Here is an 18897-nt window from a genome sequence, read left to right as displayed (position 1 = left end):
CAATTCCTCATCCTCCCGTCAGGCTTCCTCTGCCGCGGCTTCGAATGCCAATGCCGCCATCATGCCGGCGAACCCGGCCGCCTTGCGGAAGGTGGTCGTCACCGGCGTCCGATCCGGCTCCTCATGCCGGATGTTCGGCCGGAACAGGGCCATGCCCCGCGCCATGATATCGTCCGCGACTTCCGCGAAGCGCTTCCGCCCGATCTCGCGAATCTCCGTCCGGGTCCCGCAGCGCCAGAGCGCCATGTACAGTTCCCAGCCGAGCGTCCAATCGCGCGTCCACCACGGCGCTTCCGTCTCTTCCGTCGGCGGCTGCCGGATCGCCTCGATCATCGTATCCACCGCTTCCGCGGATACGCGGCTCCAGGCCGCGCGCCGCTCTTCCGGCAGCAGCGGCGCAACGGTCGCGCCCAGGCCGACGATCGTCGCCTGGTACAGCACGCTGTTCCCCATCACGACCGAGCCGTCCCAGCGTTCAATATACGGCCACCAGCCGGGGGCATGGCGGCCGAAGCGGTTCATCAGATGGACGAACACGTCCTCCACCTTCTTCAGGAAGACGGCCTCGCCGGTCAGCTCATAGGCCCGGCCGAACGTATGCGCCGCATACATGTCGCCGTTCAGGACATCGAAATCCTCGCCCGGCCGCTTGAGCACCACGCCCGGATTCTGCTTGGCCACCTGCGTCAGCAGATACTCGGCCGACCGCACCAGACTTTGCTTCGCCTCCGGGCTCCCGGTCGTCCGGTATACATAATACAAGCTGTCCGCCGCCGCGCCGACCTCGGCGATATCGATGGGCGGCTCCTCCCCCTGCTTGACGTAATAAGGCTGGGAATAGCCTCCGCCCGGAAGCTGGCGGCGGTGCACATCCTTCGCCAGCTCGCGGGCGATGTCCGCTCCGTCCCCGCCGCGCAGCAGCCAATCCTGCGCATAGAAGCTGGCGACAGCGGCCGTCGTGCAGCAGCTCGCCCGATCCCCGAGCTCGTCATCCAAAATATAGAGCGCGCCGCTATTCTCCTCCCGCCGCAGCAGTCCGTCAAAGTAAAGCTTCAAATGAGGGTCAAGCCGGAAAAAAAGCTGTCGCATCGCAATCCTCTCCTTGCCGTATTCTGCACTCCCGTCATTTCATTCCGGTCAGCGTGATCCCTTGAATAAAGACTTTTTGCACGAAGAAATACAACATGACGATCGGGATCGTGAACAGGGCGGCAGCCGCCATCAGCATGCCCCATTCGATGTTATATTCGCCGATAAATGCTTTAAGCCCGACGGACAAGGTCCATTTTGCCGGATCGTTCAAATAAATGAGCGGCATCTGATAATCCTTCCATGAGCCAAGGAACACGAGCAGCCCGACCGTGAACAGGGCCGGCTTCGACAGCGGAAGGATCATCTGCCAGTAGATCCGGAACTCCGAGGCGCCGTCGATTTTGGCCGACTCGGTCAGCTCGTAAGGGATGCCCATGAAGAACTGGCGCAGCAAGAAAATATAGTAGGCCGCCCCGAAAAAGGCCGGCAGAATCAGCGGCCAGAACGTATTGACCAGATCCATCTTGTTGTACAGCACATAGAGCGGAATCATCGTCGTCTGGGAAGGCAGCATAATCGTGCCCATCATGATCATGAACAGAATGTTCCGCCCCTTGAACGGAATCCGGGCGAAGCCGTACGCCACCAGCGGGGCGGCAAGCAGCTCGCCCAGTACGCACATCATCGAGATGAATACGGTATTCAGCGTATATTGGAAAAACGGAATGGCGTTCACCGCATTTGAATAATTGTCCCAATAGAAACGCTCCGGCCACCAGACGAACGGAACGGCAAAAATCTCGTCTATCGACTTCACGGACGTTAACAGCAAATACGCAAACGGACCGAGGAAAAATAATCCCGCCAGCATCAGCAGCCCATGCTTGACGATGCTGCGGAGCGAACGGCTGACGGAGCTTCGCCGCATCCGCGCCGCGCGGCCTCCGGGTCTCAGGGCTGTCGCAAAATTCGCCATTATTTCTCACCTCCGTAGTACACCCAGCGGGCCGACGTCCGGAAGATAATCAGCGTGAACGTTATGACGACGAGGAACAGAATCCAGGCCATCGCGGCCGCGTATCCCATATTGAGGAAGGAGAAAGCCTGCTGGTACAAATAAATGGAGTAGAAGAGCAGCGAGTTCTCCGGCCCTCCGATCGATTGAGACGCCTCTGCGAACACCATGCCTTCCGTAAAATATTGAAAAGACCCGATCAGCATCATGATTAACTGGAACAGCGTCATCGGCGAAATCGCCGGGAAGGTAATCGACCAGAATTTGCGCCAGCGGCTGGCCCCGTCAATCTCGGCCGCCTCATAAAAAATCTGGGGCACGTCCTGCAGCGCCGCCAAATACATGACCGTAATCGTTCCCGTTCCCCAGAAGCCCATCAAAATGAGCGACGGCTTGGTCCAATCCGGGTCGACCAGCCAGTTCGGACCGACGATTCCGATGCTTTCCAGCAGCATATTGATCAGGCCGTACTGCGAATTCAGAATCCACAGCCAGAGCAGCGAGCCGGCGACCGCCGGAACGAGCGTCGGCAGGAAATAGATGGTGCGGTATATGCTTTGGCCCTTTATTTTCATATTAAGCAGCAGGGCCATCCCAAGCGCGAACGCCATATGCGGGACGACGCCGAACACCGTAATATACAGCGTGTTATACATGGATAAGAAAAACTTGTCGTCGTGGAACAGATCCCGGTAGTTCTGCAATCCGACCCATGCCGGCGACGAGAACAAATTATATTCCGTCATGCTGTAATAGAACGAGGTCACAATCGGATAAAGCTGAAACACCAAAAAACCGTTAATCCACGGGCTGGTAAAAAGCAAGCCGATAATCAACGTCTTCCGTTCCCGTCTGCGAATGCCGGCAATGTTGCTGCTGTTGTCCATTCGCTCGCCTCCTTCCTGTCATCTGCCGTGCGCAAATCCCCCTTGCCGGACCTTGGAAGGAGCATCGCCCCTTAAATCAAGGCCCGGGCGGGAAGCGGGCCGAATCGTCCGGCCCGCGCCGTATTTATTGCTTGCGGGCCGCCTTATCGGCAAGCGGTTGGATTTTTTGCGCGACTTTATCCATGGCCTCCTGCGGGGACTGCGTGCCCTTCAGCGCTTTCTCCGTCTCCTCTGACAGCGCTTGCAAATATTCGTTAATGTACGAGCTGTTCGGGAAGCCCTGCAGGTTCTCGCTCTTCGCCGCTTCCAGGAACGGGATCATCGTCTTGTTCGCGTCCGCGCGGAGACGCTCGTCATCCAGCGCCGCCTTGATCGTCGGAATGACCTTCGCTTCCAGGGCGAACTCGACCTGCGTATCCCGGGTCATCAAATACTTCATGAATTCCCATGCTTCCTCGGGATGCTTGGCCTTGGCCGGAATGAATATGGCGCGCGGGCTGACCATCCCCGATCCTTTCAGCTCCGGCTTCGCGGCCGGATAAGGAAATGGAGCTACGCCGATCGGGCCGTCCTCCGCCCGTTCGTCGCGGAAATTGTACTCCCAGCCGATATACATGGCCAACTGGCCTGTCAGCATCGGATCCTGCGGCGTGCCGCGCTTGCCCATCCCGGATTTGAACTTCGCGATCTGGTCGGCGCCGAATTCGTCATAGAAGGAACGCTGGTACGCGATCGCCGCGACGTTGGCCGGATGGTTCGGCGTGACTTTGCCCGTCCTCTCGTCATACCAGGAACCGCCGAAGATGATCGGCCAGAACACGTTGTCGATCCACGGGTAATCCGGAATGAATCCGATCTGCTTGATATTGCCGCTGCCGTCCCGCTTCGTCAGCTTCTTGGCCATCTCGAACATTTGCTCCAGCGTCTCCGGGGGGGCCGCAATGCCCGCTTCCTCGAATGCCTTTTTGTTATACATCAGCGAGTTCGCCATGCTCATCGTGAAAGGCATTCCGTAATATTTGCCATGGATGCTCATGCGCTCCGCTGCGGCCGGGATAAACGCATTCACGTCGAAGCCGTCCTTCTGGATGTTGTCCGTCAGATCCATGACGGCCCCCGCTTCGGCCCAAGGCCCGATGTTGTTCCAGAATGTCAGCAAAATATCCGGAGCCGCTCCGCCGGAGATCGCCGTCAACTGCTTCGTGCTGTCCTGATTGCCCAAAATTTTGACCGAAATCCGATCCTGGCTCTTGTTGAAGCTCTCTACGACCTTGTTGATCGGCCCCGCATCGGTATCGGTGTAGGTGTGCCAGAAGGCAATCTCCACCTTCTCGCCCTGTTCCTTGCCCGCTTTCCCGGAGGAACCTGCCGGATTCGCCCCATTCGCGCCCGATCCGCTGCCGCCGCATCCCGCCAATAGCGTCAGCAGCATTCCGACGGAGCAGAGCAACGCCAGCGCTTTTTTTCTCTTCTCTGTCATCTGTGTCATCATGAACGCCTCCCTTTATCGATTCGATTAGGTGAACAAGCCGAATTACGGAATGCGCTTCCTTCGCTTGTCGGCATATGGATAAAAGCCTCACCTCCTCCCAGTATTCAGATGCACCGGTTCGTGCCCTAGTGCCGCAAGTATCGTCTTTGCGGAAATAGTGGATTCCGCTTCCCAATCACGAAGAAACGATGGATATCTCTTCCTTTTTCGATAAAAAAATATCCGCTAGTCGTCACGGGCAGCATATTGTTCTATCTTCTGCATGGAAATGACGCATCCGATTCCCGGCGCCGCCGGCAATTGAACACGGCCCTCCTTGATAACGGGGCCCGTCTCGACCGGATCATCGCTCAGGAACAGCGGACCGTTCAAATCGGCCGGATAGGCGATGTCCAGGTACTGGAACAGCCAGCCGCTGGCCGTCAACCCGAGCCGCGACTCCGTCAGCCCGCCCCCCAGCAGATCCAGCCCCGCATCGCGGGCCAGCTCGCCGCAGCGCTTGGCCCCGGCCAATCCGCCCATCTTCGTTACCTTGATGACGACGGTGTCGCATGCTTCCGCCTGAATCGCCTGCATCAGATCCCCGGGCGTCCAGACGCTCTCGTCCAATGCGATCGGAAGCGATGTCTTGCGGCGCAGCTCGGCGTGCCCGTGAAGCTGGTTGGCAGGCAGCGGCTGCTCGAATACATCGACTCCTATCCGCTCCATCTGCTTCGCCAGCTTGACGGCCTGCGGCAGATTATAGGCCTGATTCGCATCGGCCCGGAAGAACAGGTCCCGCGCTTCGCTCTTCACGGCCTCCACAACCGCGAGATCGCGCTTCGGGTCAAGCCCAAGCTTGACATCGACCGCTTCGTAACCGTTCGCTGCGGCGTATGCCGCCTTGCGCGCCGCTTCCTCCGGGCTGGGCGTGCTGATGAGATACGACAGCTTCAGCTCCGGATTCGGGGCCGAGTACCACAGATCCGCCAGCGTGCGCCGCTCGGCGGCGCCGATCAGATCATGCAGCGCCATATCGATGGCCGCCTTCGCAATCGGCTGGCCGCTGCCCGGACCCGGCCGAATCTCCCGGTTCATCACCCGGTGAATCGTCTTCCAGTCCTTGGCCTCCATGCCGATCAGCGCCGGACGGAGATTGCGCTCGATTGTGCTTGTAACCGTTTGCAAAGTTTCGTAGCTCCAACGGGGGCTCGGTCTGGCCTCCCCCCAGCCGCATACGCCGTTGTCCGCGGTAATTCGCACATAGACATGAGGCGCCCCGATGCCGGCTTCCCCAACGGCCCCATTGGATATCGTGAACGACTGGCTCATCGGCAGGCGAAGAGGAAACACGTCGATGCGGGCAATTTTCATATCATCATCCCCCTTGATTCGTTCCGCCATATGCTTGATCACATCATACTCGATACATGAGAACAAATCTTCAGTTTGCCTATTTAAAGACGAATTTTTCTCCACTCCGGGAGCGCTCGGAAAGGGGCTGGCAGCGGGCTTGCTTCCAGTCCGGTCGGGTGCTCGCGCTTGCACCCCGCTCCCCCCCGGCAAGACCAAGCTCGAAGCAGCGGCTGTCCGGGGAGTGAAGGACAAGTGCAGCCCTGTTCTTCTCGACCGGCCAGTCCGGGACCGAATCAGCAGCCGTCCGCGGGACACTTTCGTAATCGGCTTCCTTGCTAGGCGCTTGAGTACCTCTTCATCGCGTTCCCCTTGCTTGCGCAGCTATTGCTTGCGTATATCTTACTTGCGTTTCATTACTTGCGTACCTCTTGCTTTCGTTCCTCTTGCTTTCGTTCTTCTCGATCGGATAATGCGGGATGCGTACACAGTCTGACAGTCAGTATGCTGCTGGTTCACCCGTCGAAAACTGCAATAATGCAGTTTTTTCGGGTAAGCCGCTTCTCACCAAAGTGAAGCCTGCAATAACGCAGCAATTTCGCTTACTTCGGCTTGGAAGGAGGACTTTTCGAGGAAAATGATGTAGATTTGCAGGAATAGTTCCTACTATTTGCTATAAAGCAAGAAATTACTGTACTTATGCAGGATTCCAGCCATGAGCAGAAAGAGGATGAGGGCGAAATAAGGCAGAATCCCGGACCTGCCAAAAAAAGAGTCTCGGCGGATACCGCCAAGACTCTTCTTCTTCCCTATTGGATCCATTAAGCCGTGTAGATCCGGTACATCGAGAGGTTCTCCTCATCCATCGCGCGGGCTACCTCGACAGCTTCCTGCACGCCCTTCTTGTTCTGAATCATCTCGTAGGCGAGACGCAGCACGAACATCAGCGCCGAGGTGCCTTCCGGGTAGTCGTCCGGTCCGATATACATCTTGCATCCCGCGTCCAGGAAGGCTTGCGCCAATGCCGGATTGCCCAGGGAGCACCCGTTGCCGATGACGATCTGATGATCCAGCTTCGCATACCGCCGAATCTCCTCCGGGCCGTAATCCCCGCGCGGCTCGTCCTCCTCATAGACGTCCTCTCCCAATTCGGGCATGCAGAATTGTCCTTCATCGCCATGGAAGTTGAGGATAATCAGGTCCATGCCGGGATACAGATCCTCTCCCGACAGCACCGCATTGAAATCACTCGGTCTTCCAATCCAATACGTAAATACCCGTGCTCCGAAATATTCCAAAGCCGCACGGATCGCTTGCGTGTCCATATCGCAATCCGGGCCGCACACCAAGGCGACGTTCATTTCCGGTCTACTCATGCTTATCTCCTCCTCAAATATGTTACCCATCTATCCGGAATATCTTGCCGAATAGCAGGAGGAGCCCGGGCCCGGTCTGCGGAAGCAATGCGTTAGAGGTAAATCGATCGTTTCATTGAAAAATAACTCCTTCTATAATCGTAATGATGGTAAATATATCTAACATCCTATCATACATGCGCTGCCGCTGTCAAAATCAGCATTCCGGCGGCTTGCCCGCAATGATCAAACTGCGGTTCCCGCGCTGAACCGGCGGGATGATCATGTATCCGGCACGCGAGCCTTCGATGGGCTGGAGCGTATAGCGTTCGCCCTCCGGCTGCAGCGTCACGGTCCCGGGCGCAGCATGGCGAATATCCGGCAAATAGACGATCGTCGGCGCCGCGCTCTCGCCCGCTTCCTCCCAGCGCATGCTGAAGGAGCCGATCGCATGCTCGTAGCGGTACTGCTTCAGCTTGCCGGCGACCGCCATCGGATAGCCGCGCCGCACGCCGAGGAAGGACGGGCTGCGATCCATATCCGGCGTGTAATCCCAATAGGCGTCGCTGCAGAGCAGCTTCTCCAGCAGGCGCTGGATGTGAAGCGACACATGCCCCGTGTCGCGCGAGCCGTAGAACGCGCCCCATTCGCCGACAAGCAGCGGCATCTCCAGCCGCTGCCGCGTCTCTTCGTGGCGGGTGAGAATCAGCTCCAGCCGCGCGTCGTTCGCCGTATGCGCCAGCTCCGTATCGGTCACCATATCATAGGCGTGCGGAGCATATACCTGCTGCTCGTCGCGACTGCCGTCCGCGTCAGTCACCGGCTCAATCATGCTTCGGGTGCCCAGATTGGAGAAATAATTCGTCTCCAGGAACAGCATGCCGTGCGGGTCCGACTCCCGAATCGCCGCCGCGGCCTTCCGGTACAGCGCGGAGAGCGCCGTGGCCTCGAACGCTTGCAGCACCGGGCTTGGGGCATCGATCACCTGCCGGAACAGATCCGCGTCCTCCAGCAGGCGGAGGGCCGCCTGCTTCCGTTCCGGATCCATCCAGGCCGCGACCATCTCCGCCGGATCGGTCTCCCCGTACCGGGCGGCGTACAGCTCCGCATATTTGGCCAAGATCGCGGCCATCGCCTGCTCCGCCCCGCTGCCGATAAACGGCTCATTGATCAGATCGTAGCCGATAACATTCGGCTCCGCATGCAGCTTCCGCGCCAGATGCCCCCACGCCTGCGCAAAATGATCCTGAATCCCGGCTCCGTCGGAAGCCGGCGTATTCCGCCAGAAATGATCGAACGCCTTCTGGACCGCTTTGTTGAACAAATACGCATCGCTCCATACCTGTCCCGGCTCATACCGCTCTCCATCGGTGAAGGTCGCCCAGGCAGGAGCGCCGTTGCCGAACAGCGTGCTGTACAGATCCTGATGCATGTCGAGGAAGACCCGGATCCGATGCTGATGCGCCAGCCGGATCAAGCGCCGCTGCGCCAGATCGCAACAACGCCCCTGGCACAAAGCTGCCAGGGGCGTTTCTCCAAATCATCGTTGCCGGCCGCCGTCGGCGTCAAATGACGCGGAACGTCGCCGTCGCAAGCGAGCCAAGCTGGCCGTCTGCGCCGAATACTTGCCCGGTGCATGTTATCGATCGGCGCGTCTCATGCACAATGTCCGCCGTGACGCGCAGTTCGCCCTCATGCAGCGGGGCAACGAAGTGAACGTTCAAATTCGATGTCACCGTATTCTCCCCGGGACGAGCCAGCATCGTGGCCAAGCCCATCGCGTTGTCGAGCAGGGAGGACAGCACGCCGCCATGCACGATGCCGATAGCATTCAGATGATGCCGCCCGGCATCCAGCTTCAGGACGACCTTGCCCGGCTCGGCCGTAACCACCTCGCAGCCGAGATATTCCCAGAAGGTGCCCCGCGCTTGCTCGAACAACTGTTCAAGCGGCACGCCGCCGATGGACGCGGGAGCTGCCGATTGTCGCTTCATCTTTTCTCACCTCCGCCGTTCCTTCCTTCAATGCCGCTGCGGCGGCCGGCCGGCATTTACCGCTTCAGCAGCATCTCTTCTTCCTCCAGCAGCTTGCGGCGCAGCACCTTGCCGGCAATCGTCTTCGGCAGCTCGCTGCGGAACTCGTATTGGCGCGGCACCTTGAAGGAAGCGAGCCGCTCGCGGCACCAGACATTGAGCTCTTCCGCCGTCAGCGCGCTTCCGGCGCGCGGCACGATATAAGCCTTGACCGTCTCCCCGCGGTACGCATCGGGCATGCCGACCACGACAGCTTCCTGCACGCTCGGATGCTCGAACAGCACTTCCTCCACCTCGCGCGGATAAATGTTGAAGCCGCCGGCGATGATCAGATCTTTTTTCCGATCGACAATGGAGAAAAATCCGTCCTCGTCCTGCCGCGCCAAGTCGCCGGTGAACAGCCAGCCGTCCCGAAGCTGCTTCATCGTCTCTTCCGGCCTGTTCCAGTACCCCTTCATCACTTGCGGACCGCGGACGATCAGTTCCCCGACCTCGCCTTCGGCCACCTCTTCTCCCGTCTCCGCATCCACGATCTTCGCATCGGTGTCCGGGAACGGAATCCCGATGGATCCGTGCTTGCGCTTGCCCCACAACAGATTCGCATGCGTAATCGGCGACGCTTCGGTCAGGCCATAGCCTTCGATAAGCACGCAGCCGGTCAGCTCCTCGAATCGCTCCTGGACTTCAACCGGAAGCGAAGAGGCGCCGCTGATGCACGTGCGGATGGAAGACAGATCATATTTGTGCAGATCGGGATGATTGATGAGCCCAATGTACATGGTCGGCGCTCCCGGGAACACCGTCGGGCGCAGCCGATGGATGCTGCGCAGCACCTCGGCAGGCTCGAACTTCGGCACGAGCACGTTCATTCCCCGGCAGAGCGTGCACAGATTCATTAATACGGTCATGCCGAACACATGGAAAAAAGGAAGCGCTCCCAAAAAAATTTCTTCCCCCTGCTTCACCTTATAGAACCAGGCGCGCGATTGCATCGTATTGGCAACCAGGTTGCCGTGAGTCAGCATCACGCCCTTGGGCGTGCTCGTGGTGCCTCCCGTATACTGCAGCAGCGCCAGATCTTGCTCCGGGTCGACCTCGACGCAGGTGAACCAGGGCGGTACGCTTTTCAGCAGCGAAGCGAAGGCATGGACCTGCTCCCCATACTCCACTTCCACCGCATGGCCGCTCCGTTTCGCTTTGATCGGGTAGAGCATGTTTTTCGGGAACGGCAAGTAATCCTTAATCGACGTCACGATGACATGACGCAGCCGGGTACGCGCCATTACGGCACGCACCCGCGGATAAAGGGCGTCAAGCGTCACGATCGCCGCGGCGCCGGAATCGGCCAGCTGCAGCTCCACCTCGCGCTCCTTGTAGAGCGGATTGGTGAGCACGGCAATGCAGCCGGCCATCAGCGTGCCGTAATAGGCGATGACGGTCTGCGGGCAGTTGGGCAGCATAATCGCCACCCGCTCCCCGCGGCCGACGCCAAGGCGCGCAAGCGCATTGGCGAAGCGGCAGCTCTCCTCAAGCAGCCGCTCGTACCGCAGCTGCTTACCCATGAATTCGAGCGCGGGACGATTGGGACAATCCCGCGCCGCATCGATTAAAAATTGAGCGACGTTATGTCGCGGGTACTGATACGTCGGGTCAATTTCCTGCGGGTAATGACGGAGCCATGGCTTCTCCAATGGCATACCTAACCATCCCTTCCTCGCGGAGAGTGCCCCCGCGTATTACGAGACCGCGTATTTTTCCGCTTGAATGACACGTGCCGCGATATCGCGCTTGATGCTGATCGCATCGATCGGCGAGCTTTTCGTCAGTTTTTTCAGAATCGAGAGCTGGGTGCGCAGCATGTCGCCGGATTCCATCGCCGCCAGCGTGCTCTTGGCGATGCGCTCGATATCGGCGAGCGTCTCATGCACATAGACGGACGTCATCTGCATGGCGAGTTTCGCCTTCTCCTCGCCGCTCTTCGCCATCAGCTTGCGCGTGCGCAGCAGAGCGCTCTCCATCGCATAGACGAGGATCATCAGATCGGCGAGGTTGCTCAAGATTTCCTGATGCTGCTCAAGCGACGTTCCGTATTTTTGCGCCGCCAGACCGCCGACCATGAGAAATACCTTTTTCGACATCGAGACCAGATGTCCTTCCAGCGCCATCGCTTCGCCCGAATCCGGCATCGTGACGATCGACATCAGCTCGGCCTGCAGCGCCTGCGCCTTTTGCATCAGCGGAAGCTCGCCTTTGGCCGCCTTTTTGAGCAGCATGCCCGGAATGAGCAGGCGATTGATCTCGTTCGTGCCTTCAAAAATGCGGTTAATGCGCGAGTCGCGGTAAATGCGCTCGATTTTGTATTCTTGCGTGAAGCCGTAGCCGCCGTGGATCTGCACGCCTTCGTCCGCGACGAAATCAAGCGCCTCGGAGGCGAACACTTTGTTAATCGAGCATTCCAGCGCATACTCGGCAATCGCCTTGGCCATCAGTTGGCCCGAATCCGGCTGTTTATAATCGATATCCTTGAGCGCAGAATCCACCAGCCCGGATGTCCGGTACACCATCGATTCCGTCACATAGGTGGCGATGTTCATATCCGCCAGCTTCTGGCCGATAAGCGGGAAGGAAGTAAGCGCCTTGCCGAACTGCTTGCGCTCGCTCGCGTATTTCACGCTCAGCTCGATCGCCTCCTTCGACGCCCCGAGACAACCCGCGCCCAGCTTGAAGCGGCCGATGTTCAAAATATTGAACGCAATCACGTGTCCGCGGCCGATCTCGCCGAGCACGTTCTCCACCGGAACCTTGACATCCTCGAAAAAGAGCGGGCAAGTGGAAGAGCCTTTGATCCCCATCTTCTTCTCTTCCGGTCCAATCGTAAAGCCCTCCATGCCTTTTTCCACGATAAAGGCGGTGAAGTCCTTGCCGTCCACCTTCGCATACACGATGAAAATATCGGCAAAGCCTGCGTTCGTGATGAAGATTTTGGAGCCATTGAGCACATAGTGGCTGCCGTCCTCCGACAGCTTCGCCGTCGTCTTGGCGCTCAGCGCATCCGAGCCGGATGACGGTTCGGTGAGGCAATAAGCGGCGACTTTGGCCCCTGTCGCGAGGTCAGGCAAATATTTGCTCTTCTGCTCCGGCGTGCCGAAGAACACGATCGGCAGCGTGCCGATGCCGACATGCGCGCCGATGGAGAGCGCGAAGGCGGACGCCTTCGTCAGCGTCTCGCCGATCAGCGTGGAGCTGACCTTGTCGAGCCCCAAGCCGCCGTATTCTTCCGGAATGTCGGCGCCGAGCAGGCCGAGCTCGCCGGCCTTGCGCATCAGCTTCACCGTCAGGTCATAGTTCAGCTTCTCGATCGCCTCGTCGTTCGGCAGCACCTCGCCTTCCACATAATCGCGAGTCGTATCCATCATCATGCGCTGCTCTTCGGTGAAATCTTCCGGCGTGACGATCGCATCCGGCGCGATATCATCAATAACAAAGCTGCCGCCTTTGACTTTCTGATCCAACACAGTCATCGAGATCTTCCTTTCATTTTAAAGTTGTGATTAGGCAAATACTTCGAACACGCCGGCGGCCCCCATCCCGCCGCCGATGCACATCGAGACGACGCCGTAGCCGCCGCCCCGGCGGCGCAGCTCATGGACCAGCGTCGCCGTCAGCTTCGAGCCCGTGCAGCCGAGCGGATGGCCGAGCGCAATCGCGCCGCCGTTCACATTGACCTTGCTCTCATCCAGCTCCAGTTGGCGGATAATCTGCAGGCATTGCGAGGCAAACGCTTCATTCAGCTCGATCAGATCGACCTGATCAAGCGTGATCCCCGCCTTGCGCAGCGCCTTCGGGATCGCTTCGACAGGGCCGACGCCCATAATGTCGGGCGCCACGCCGGCCAGCGCGAAGCCGCGGAAGGCCGCGAGCGGCTTCAGCCCTAGCTCCTGCGCGCGCTCGGCGCTCATCAGCACGCAGGCCGCCGCCCCGTCGTTCATCGGCGAGCTGTTGCCTGCCGTGACGCTGCCTCCCAGAGCGAAGGCGGGCTTCAGCTTGGCGAGCACCTCCTCCGTGGTATCCGGGCGTACGCATTCATCCATGTCGAACGAGATCTCCTTCTCCCACGGACGCCCGTCGCTGCCGACCCCTTTCTGCACCGTGGCGACAGGCACGATCTCGTCGCGGAATTTCCCTGCGGCGATGGCGGCCGCCGCTTTGCGGTGGCTGTTCGCCGCAAATCGATCCTGCTCTTCGCGGCTGATGCCGAACCGCTTCGCCACATTTTCCGCCGTGTAGCCCATGCCCATGTAGACCTCCGGCATATCGGACACCAGCTTCGGGTGCGGAGCCAGCTTGAACCCGGTCATCGGGACCGCGCTCATGCTTTCCACGCCGCCAGCCACGATTGTCTCCGCGCCCCCTGCCATAATTCGCTCCGCCGCGAACGCGATCGACTGCAGCCCCGAGGCGCAGAACCGGTTAATCGTCACGGCCGGCACCGTATCCGGATAGCCGGCATACAGCGAGATGATGCGCGCCATATTCAATCCTTGCTCGCCCTCCGGCATGGCGCAGCCGAGGATGACGTCCTCGACGTCCGACTTGTTCAAGCCCGGCGCGCGCCGGACAGCCTCCTCCAATACGATGCGGCCCAGGTCCTCGGCGCGCGTCTGCGCGAGGCTCCCCTTCTTGGCTCTGCCGACCGGCGTGCGCGCCATCGATACAATGACTGCCTCTTTCATTGCGATCTCCCCTCATTTCATAGTGTGGAAGGACATTAATTGCGCAGCGGCTTGCCCTTGGCGAGCATATGCTGCATGCGCGCCTGCGTCTTCGGCTCGCCGCACAGGCTCAGGAAGGCTTCGCGCTCCAGATCGAGCATGTACTGCTCGCTGACCAGGCTGTTCGCCGGCACATTGCCCCCTGCCAGCACATGGGCCAGCTTGTTGGCGATCAGCCGATCATGATCCGAAATGTAGTTGCCAAGCTGCATCGTATAGGCGCCAAGCTGCATCACCGCCTTGCCCGGTTCGCCGACGACGCGGATGCGCTCCTCTTCCATCGGCTCGTATCCGGCGCGATCCATTTCCAGCACCGCCATCTTCGCCTCATAGACGCGGCGGTCTGGATTGATGATGACCGAATCGCGCGGTCCCATATACCCGAGCCGCTTCGTGTCGTGGCCGCTGGTCGAGACCTTCGCCATCGCGATCGTCTCGAAATAGCTGTTCACGAACGCCTGCAGGTCCGCGTCCGTGCTGCCCGCCATCCGGCTGGAGCGCAGCGCCATCTCCTTGCAGCCTCCGCCCGCCGGAATGAGGCCGACCCCCGTCTCGACGAGACCGAAGTACGTCTCCGCCGAGAATATGATTTTGTCGGCCGGCAGGCACGCTTCCACGCCTCCGCCGAGCGTCATCTGATGCGGCGCCGCCACGACCGGCTTTTCCAGCCTTTTCAGCGTCAGCATCGTATTCTGGAACTGGCGGATGATGAGATCAATCTCATCCCATTCCTCTTCCTGGGCCTCCATGAGAAGCAGCATCACATTCGCGCCGACGCAGAAGTGGCGCCCCTCATTCGCGATGACGAGCCCGCGGTAGTTCCGGCGCACTTCTTCCACGCTCTGCTGAATCATCGTCAGGATGTCCGCTCCGATGGCGTTGTTCGGCGAATGGAATTCCAGGCATGCGACCCCGTCGCCGATATCGATCAAGCTCGCGCCCGGGTTGGACAGCACGACCTTGTTCTGCTGCTTGAGCCGCCGCAGCGAAATATGCTCCGCGGGCGTCTCCAGCTCGCTCCACGCCCCGCCATGGGCGTAGAATCGCTGGTCGTTCCGCTGCTCGTAGAAGCTGGTATGCCCGGCGTCAATCCAGGCGCGGACCCATTCCGGCAGCACGTCGCCCTCGGCCTCCATCCGCTCGGCTGCCTTGACCAGGCCAATCGCGTCCCATACCTCGAACGGGCCGAGCTCCCAATTGAAGCCCCATTTCATCGCGTTGTCGATGTCGGCGATCGAATCGGCGATTTCGCCCAGCTTGTGCGCCGAATAGAGCAGCACCGGCTTGAGCGTATTCCAGGCCAGCTCGGAATAACGATCCTTCGTGCCGAGCAGGGCCTTGATTTTATGGCCGGCTCCCTTGACGGCCTTGACCGCTTCGAGCGAAGCGGAAGAGACTTTGCGCACCGGCTCGTATTCCATCGTGTCGAAGCGGAGCGCCTGGATTTGCGTGCCGGATTCCGTCTTCACTTTCTTATAGAAGCCTTGGCCCTGCTTCTCGCCAATCCAGCCCCGGTCCACCATGCGGCCCAGCACGTCAGGAGCGCTGAACACGTCCTTCTCCGCCGTCGCCGCCGTCTGTCCATGCACATTGGCCGCCACATGAACGAACGTGTCGAGCCCGACCAGATCGAGGGTGCGGAAGGTGGCGCTCTTCGGCCGCCCCAAGGCCGGCCCGGTGACGGCATCGACTTCTTCTACCGTGTAGCCGAGTTCCATCATGTTGCGCAGCGTCACGAGCAGGCCGTACGTGCCGATGCGGTTCGCAATGAAGTTCGGCGTGTCTTTGGCCACGACGACGCCTTTGCCCAGCCGGCGCTCGCAGAACCCGTGCATGTAGGACACGATCTCCGGATCGGTCGTCTCTCCCGGAATAATCTCAAGCAGCTTCATATAACGCGGCGGATTGAAGAAATGAGTGCCTAAGAAATGCCGCTTGAATTCCGCGCCGCAGGAGGAAACCATCTCATTGATGGATATGCCCGAGGTGTTGGACGACACGATGGTGCCCGGCTTCCATACTTTTTCGATGCGTCCGAGCAGCTCTCGTTTGACATCGAGCCGTTCGACGACGACCTCGATAATCCAATCGACGCCGGCCAGGTTCGGCAGGTCGTCCTCCAGATTGCCCGGCGTAATCCGTGCCGCGAATGCCTCGCTGTACAGCGGCGCCGGCTTCGTTTTCTTCAAGCGCGCGATGGCGTCAACGGCCAGGCGGTTGCGCACGGCGGGATGCTCAAGCGTGAGTCCCTTCTTCGCCTCTGCTTCGGTGAGCCGGGCCGGCACGAGATCAAGCAAGAGACAGTGTATGCCCGCTCCTGCCAAGTGGGCGGCGATGGCCGCGCCCATGACGCCGGAGCCGATGACGGCGGCGCGTTGAATCGGTTGAACCATATGCGAGTCCCTCCCAAATTGAAATGGTCTGTTTTTCACATGATGAGAACAACGTTATATATGCGGTTGGCTTGCTCTGGATGCCCCTGCTGAGCAGGTACTTGGGTATGCTTGATGTTGACGCATAGATGAATGGTTATATTGGGTAGGTCTTGGTTGGCGATAATCATTGCGGTGTTGCATCTTGGAGGTTGTTTTTTTGCGATTACATAAGAAGAGGTTGTTTGCTGGCTTACTCATGACTTACTAGGGTAAAAAATGCTTGGCGTTATCCCTTTACACGGAAACTGGCTGCCTGTCGTCCGATTTCACGGAACCGAACACGGCCAGCTCCAAAATTTCGGCAATGTCGCGCGTCTGCACCGCTTCTTCCGCCTCCAGCAGCTTCGTGCCGTCTTCCATCATCGTCAGGCAGTACGGGCAAGCCGAGGAAATGACGGTCGGCTTCGCGGCCAGCGCCTGCTCCGTGCGGGCCAGGTTGACGCGCTTGCCCGCCGTCTCCTCCATCCACATCATGCCGCCGCCGGCCCCGCAGCACATGCCGTTCTCGCGGCTGCGCTCCATCTCCAGCAGCGTGACTCCCCGGATGGCACGCAATACGTTGCGCGGCTGTTCGTAGACGCCGTTGTAACGCCCCAGATAGCAAGAATCGTGATACGTAATGCGTTCCTCCACCTTATGGCGCGGAACCAGCTTCCCGGTGCGAACCAGCTCGTCAAGCAGTTCGCTATGATGCAGAACTTCGGCTTCCAGGCCGAATTCGGGATATTCATTTTTTAACGTGTTGTAGGTGTGCGGACAGGCTGTAACGATCTTGCGCACGTTGTACTTCCGGAATGTGGCGATATTCTCCTCGCACAGCTGCTGGAACAAAAATTCATTGCCCATCCGCCGCGGGGTATCGCCCGAGTTCTTCTCCTCGTTGCCGAGGATGGCGAAGTTCACGCCGGCCTCGTTCATCAGCCGCACGAGCGAGCGCGTCACCTTGCGGCTGCGGTTGTCGTACGAGCCCATCGAGCCTACGAACAACAGAATGTCGAATTCCGGGTTCTCCTTCACGGTCGGCACATGCAGCACGCCTTCGGGATCGACCTCGCGCACCCATTTGGCCCGGTCGCTGCGGCTGATGCCCCAAGGATTGCCCTGGCGCTCGATATTTTGCAGCGCCCGCTGTCCATCATGCGGCATGCTTCCCTGCGTCAGCACGAGATAGCGGCGCATATCGACGATTTTGTCGACGTGCTCGTTGCCGACAGGGCATTGGTCTTCGCAGTTGCGGCACGTCGTGCAGGCCCAGATCTCGGCTTCCGACATGATGTCGCCGATCAGCTCCAGTTCGCCCGGAGCGCGATCTGCCGCCGTCTGCCATGCCGCGGTTTGCGCCCGCATCGTCGGTCCGATGTCGGTCACGCCCTCCCCCTGCCAATCGCCCAGATCCAATCCGTCCGCCCGCATGCCGTGCGTGCCGTTCGATGAGAAGACGAAGGACGGAATCCAGGGCGAACGCGAGGTGACGGCCGCTCCCTTCTCTGTCAAATGATCGCGCAGCTTGACGATCATGTGCATGGGCGACAGCCATTTGCCCGTGCCCGCAGCCGGACAAACGTTGGTGCAGCGCCCGCATTCGACACAAGCGTACAAATCGAGCAACTGCTTTTGGGTGAAATCCTCCACTTTGCCGGCGCCGAATGATTCCGCTTCTTCATCCTCCAGATCGAGCTTCCGCAAGCGGCCGACAGGCTCGGTGCGGCGCAGCAGCAGATTGACCGGAGCCGATAACAGATGAAAATGCTTGCTCTGCGGCACATAAACGAGAAATGCGAGCAATATAAGCAGATGCGCCCACCAGCATGCCATGTACAGCACTTCTGCGGCGGTCTGGGACATGCCCTGAAGCGGCATCGCGATGAGAGAAGCAATCGGCGCGCAGGCCGAGAAGCCCTTCCCTTCGACAAGACGCTCGAAGGCCATCGTCAGCAACACCGACAGCATCAGCGAGAAAATGAAGAAGACGACGATGGACGGCTTCCATCCGCGCTTCAACCGCCCCAGCTTCTCGCCGTACCGGCGGTAAGCGGCATACCCCATGGCGACGAGCACCAGCGCCACCGTCACTTCCTGCAGCAGCACGAAGGCCTCATAGCCGGGAATCGGAAGCGGGCGGCCGGACAATCCTTTATAGATAATATCCAGCGCACCGACTTGCAAAATGATGAACCCATAAAAAATGACAATGTGCATCAGACCGCTCTTCTTGTCCTTGAGCAGCTTCGTCTGACCGAACACTTGAACCGCAAAGTCGCGCAAATTGCGCTTCGCGCGCCCGCCCCATTCCACGGGCTGTCCCAGCTTCACATACATATACCGGTGAATGACCGCTCTGGCGAACGCGTAGACGCCGAGTCCCGTGACGGCCAAAAACAGGACGAGCTGCACGATCGCTCCCGGCATCGGAACCATCTCCTTTCCCCTTTTGCAAATGAATGAACTCATTGCGGCAAGCGCTGTCAGCTCGCTCATACCGCCGCTCCTCCGCTGGGCGAACCCCCGTCTCCCGATCCAATGATTGACAAGGATCCGGTTCTA

General features: G+C 59.5%; 13 protein-coding genes. All 13 read right to left on the bottom strand.

The genetic code is table 11. The annotated features are described in order from the left end of the window. Positions 1-18 precede the first annotated feature (18 nt). Positions 19-1089, bottom strand: coding sequence for a hypothetical protein (locus tag ABD76_RS15145; protein WP_197258097.1), 1071 nt, complete (start codon positions 1087-1089; stop codon positions 19-21). 34 nt (positions 1090-1123) lie between these two features. Beyond that, positions 1124-2008, bottom strand: a complete 885-nt coding sequence (locus ABD76_RS15140) for a carbohydrate ABC transporter permease (protein WP_420901949.1) — start codon at positions 2006-2008, stop codon at positions 1124-1126. Then, a complete protein-coding gene (locus tag ABD76_RS15135; RefSeq protein ID WP_197258096.1) occupies positions 2008-2934 on the bottom strand; it encodes a carbohydrate ABC transporter permease in 927 nt (308 codons plus the stop codon). Before ABD76_RS15135 ends, ABD76_RS15140 begins: the two co-directional genes overlap by 1 nt. Before the next feature lie 124 nt (positions 2935-3058). After that, the gene (locus ABD76_RS15130) at positions 3059-4423 is read right to left on the bottom strand and encodes an ABC transporter substrate-binding protein (protein WP_242069582.1); all 1365 of its coding nucleotides are present in this window, start codon (positions 4421-4423) and stop codon (positions 3059-3061) included. A gap of 228 nt (positions 4424-4651) precedes the next feature. Next, complete coding sequence (locus tag ABD76_RS15125) at positions 4652-5779, bottom strand: mandelate racemase/muconate lactonizing enzyme family protein (RefSeq protein ID WP_197258095.1); 1128 nt, start codon at positions 5777-5779, stop codon at positions 4652-4654. A gap of 800 nt (positions 5780-6579) precedes the next feature. Continuing rightward, positions 6580-7134 (bottom strand): delta-aminolevulinic acid dehydratase, encoded by a 555-nt coding sequence (locus tag ABD76_RS15120; protein ID WP_197258094.1) that lies wholly within the window; start codon positions 7132-7134, stop codon positions 6580-6582. A gap of 196 nt (positions 7135-7330) precedes the next feature. Further along, positions 7331-8590, bottom strand: a complete 1260-nt coding sequence (locus ABD76_RS15115) for a cellulase family glycosylhydrolase (RefSeq protein WP_197258093.1) — start codon at positions 8588-8590, stop codon at positions 7331-7333. 88 nt (positions 8591-8678) lie between these two features. After that, positions 8679-9107, bottom strand: a complete 429-nt coding sequence (locus ABD76_RS15110) for a PaaI family thioesterase (protein WP_197258092.1) — start codon at positions 9105-9107, stop codon at positions 8679-8681. Positions 9108-9163: 56 nt separating this feature from the next. Then, positions 9164-10843: an AMP-binding protein gene (locus ABD76_RS15105; protein ID WP_197258091.1), complete on the bottom strand. Its 1680-nt coding sequence runs from the start codon at positions 10841-10843 to the stop codon at positions 9164-9166. A gap of 39 nt (positions 10844-10882) precedes the next feature. Further along, entirely contained in the window at positions 10883-12667 is a 1785-nt protein-coding gene (locus ABD76_RS15100) for an acyl-CoA dehydrogenase family protein (RefSeq protein WP_197258090.1), read from the bottom strand. A gap of 30 nt (positions 12668-12697) precedes the next feature. Beyond that, positions 12698-13879 carry an acetyl-CoA C-acyltransferase gene (locus ABD76_RS15095; RefSeq protein WP_197258089.1) on the bottom strand — a complete coding sequence of 394 codons (1182 nt, stop codon included), beginning with the start codon at positions 13877-13879 and terminating at the stop codon, positions 12698-12700. Between the two features lie 35 nt (positions 13880-13914). Next, entirely contained in the window at positions 13915-16311 is a 2397-nt protein-coding gene (locus tag ABD76_RS15090; protein WP_197258088.1) for a 3-hydroxyacyl-CoA dehydrogenase/enoyl-CoA hydratase family protein, read from the bottom strand. Positions 16312-16587: 276 nt separating this feature from the next. Next, complete coding sequence (locus ABD76_RS15085; RefSeq protein WP_197258116.1) at positions 16588-18762, bottom strand: (Fe-S)-binding protein; 2175 nt, start codon at positions 18760-18762, stop codon at positions 16588-16590. Positions 18763-18897: the final 135 nt, after the last annotated feature.

It is taken from the genome of Paenibacillus dendritiformis (genome assembly GCF_015845845.1).
Taxonomy (GTDB): Bacteria; Bacillota; Bacilli; order Paenibacillales; family Paenibacillaceae; genus Paenibacillus_B; species Paenibacillus_B dendritiformis_C.
This window is presented reverse-complemented; position numbering and strand designations above follow the sequence as displayed.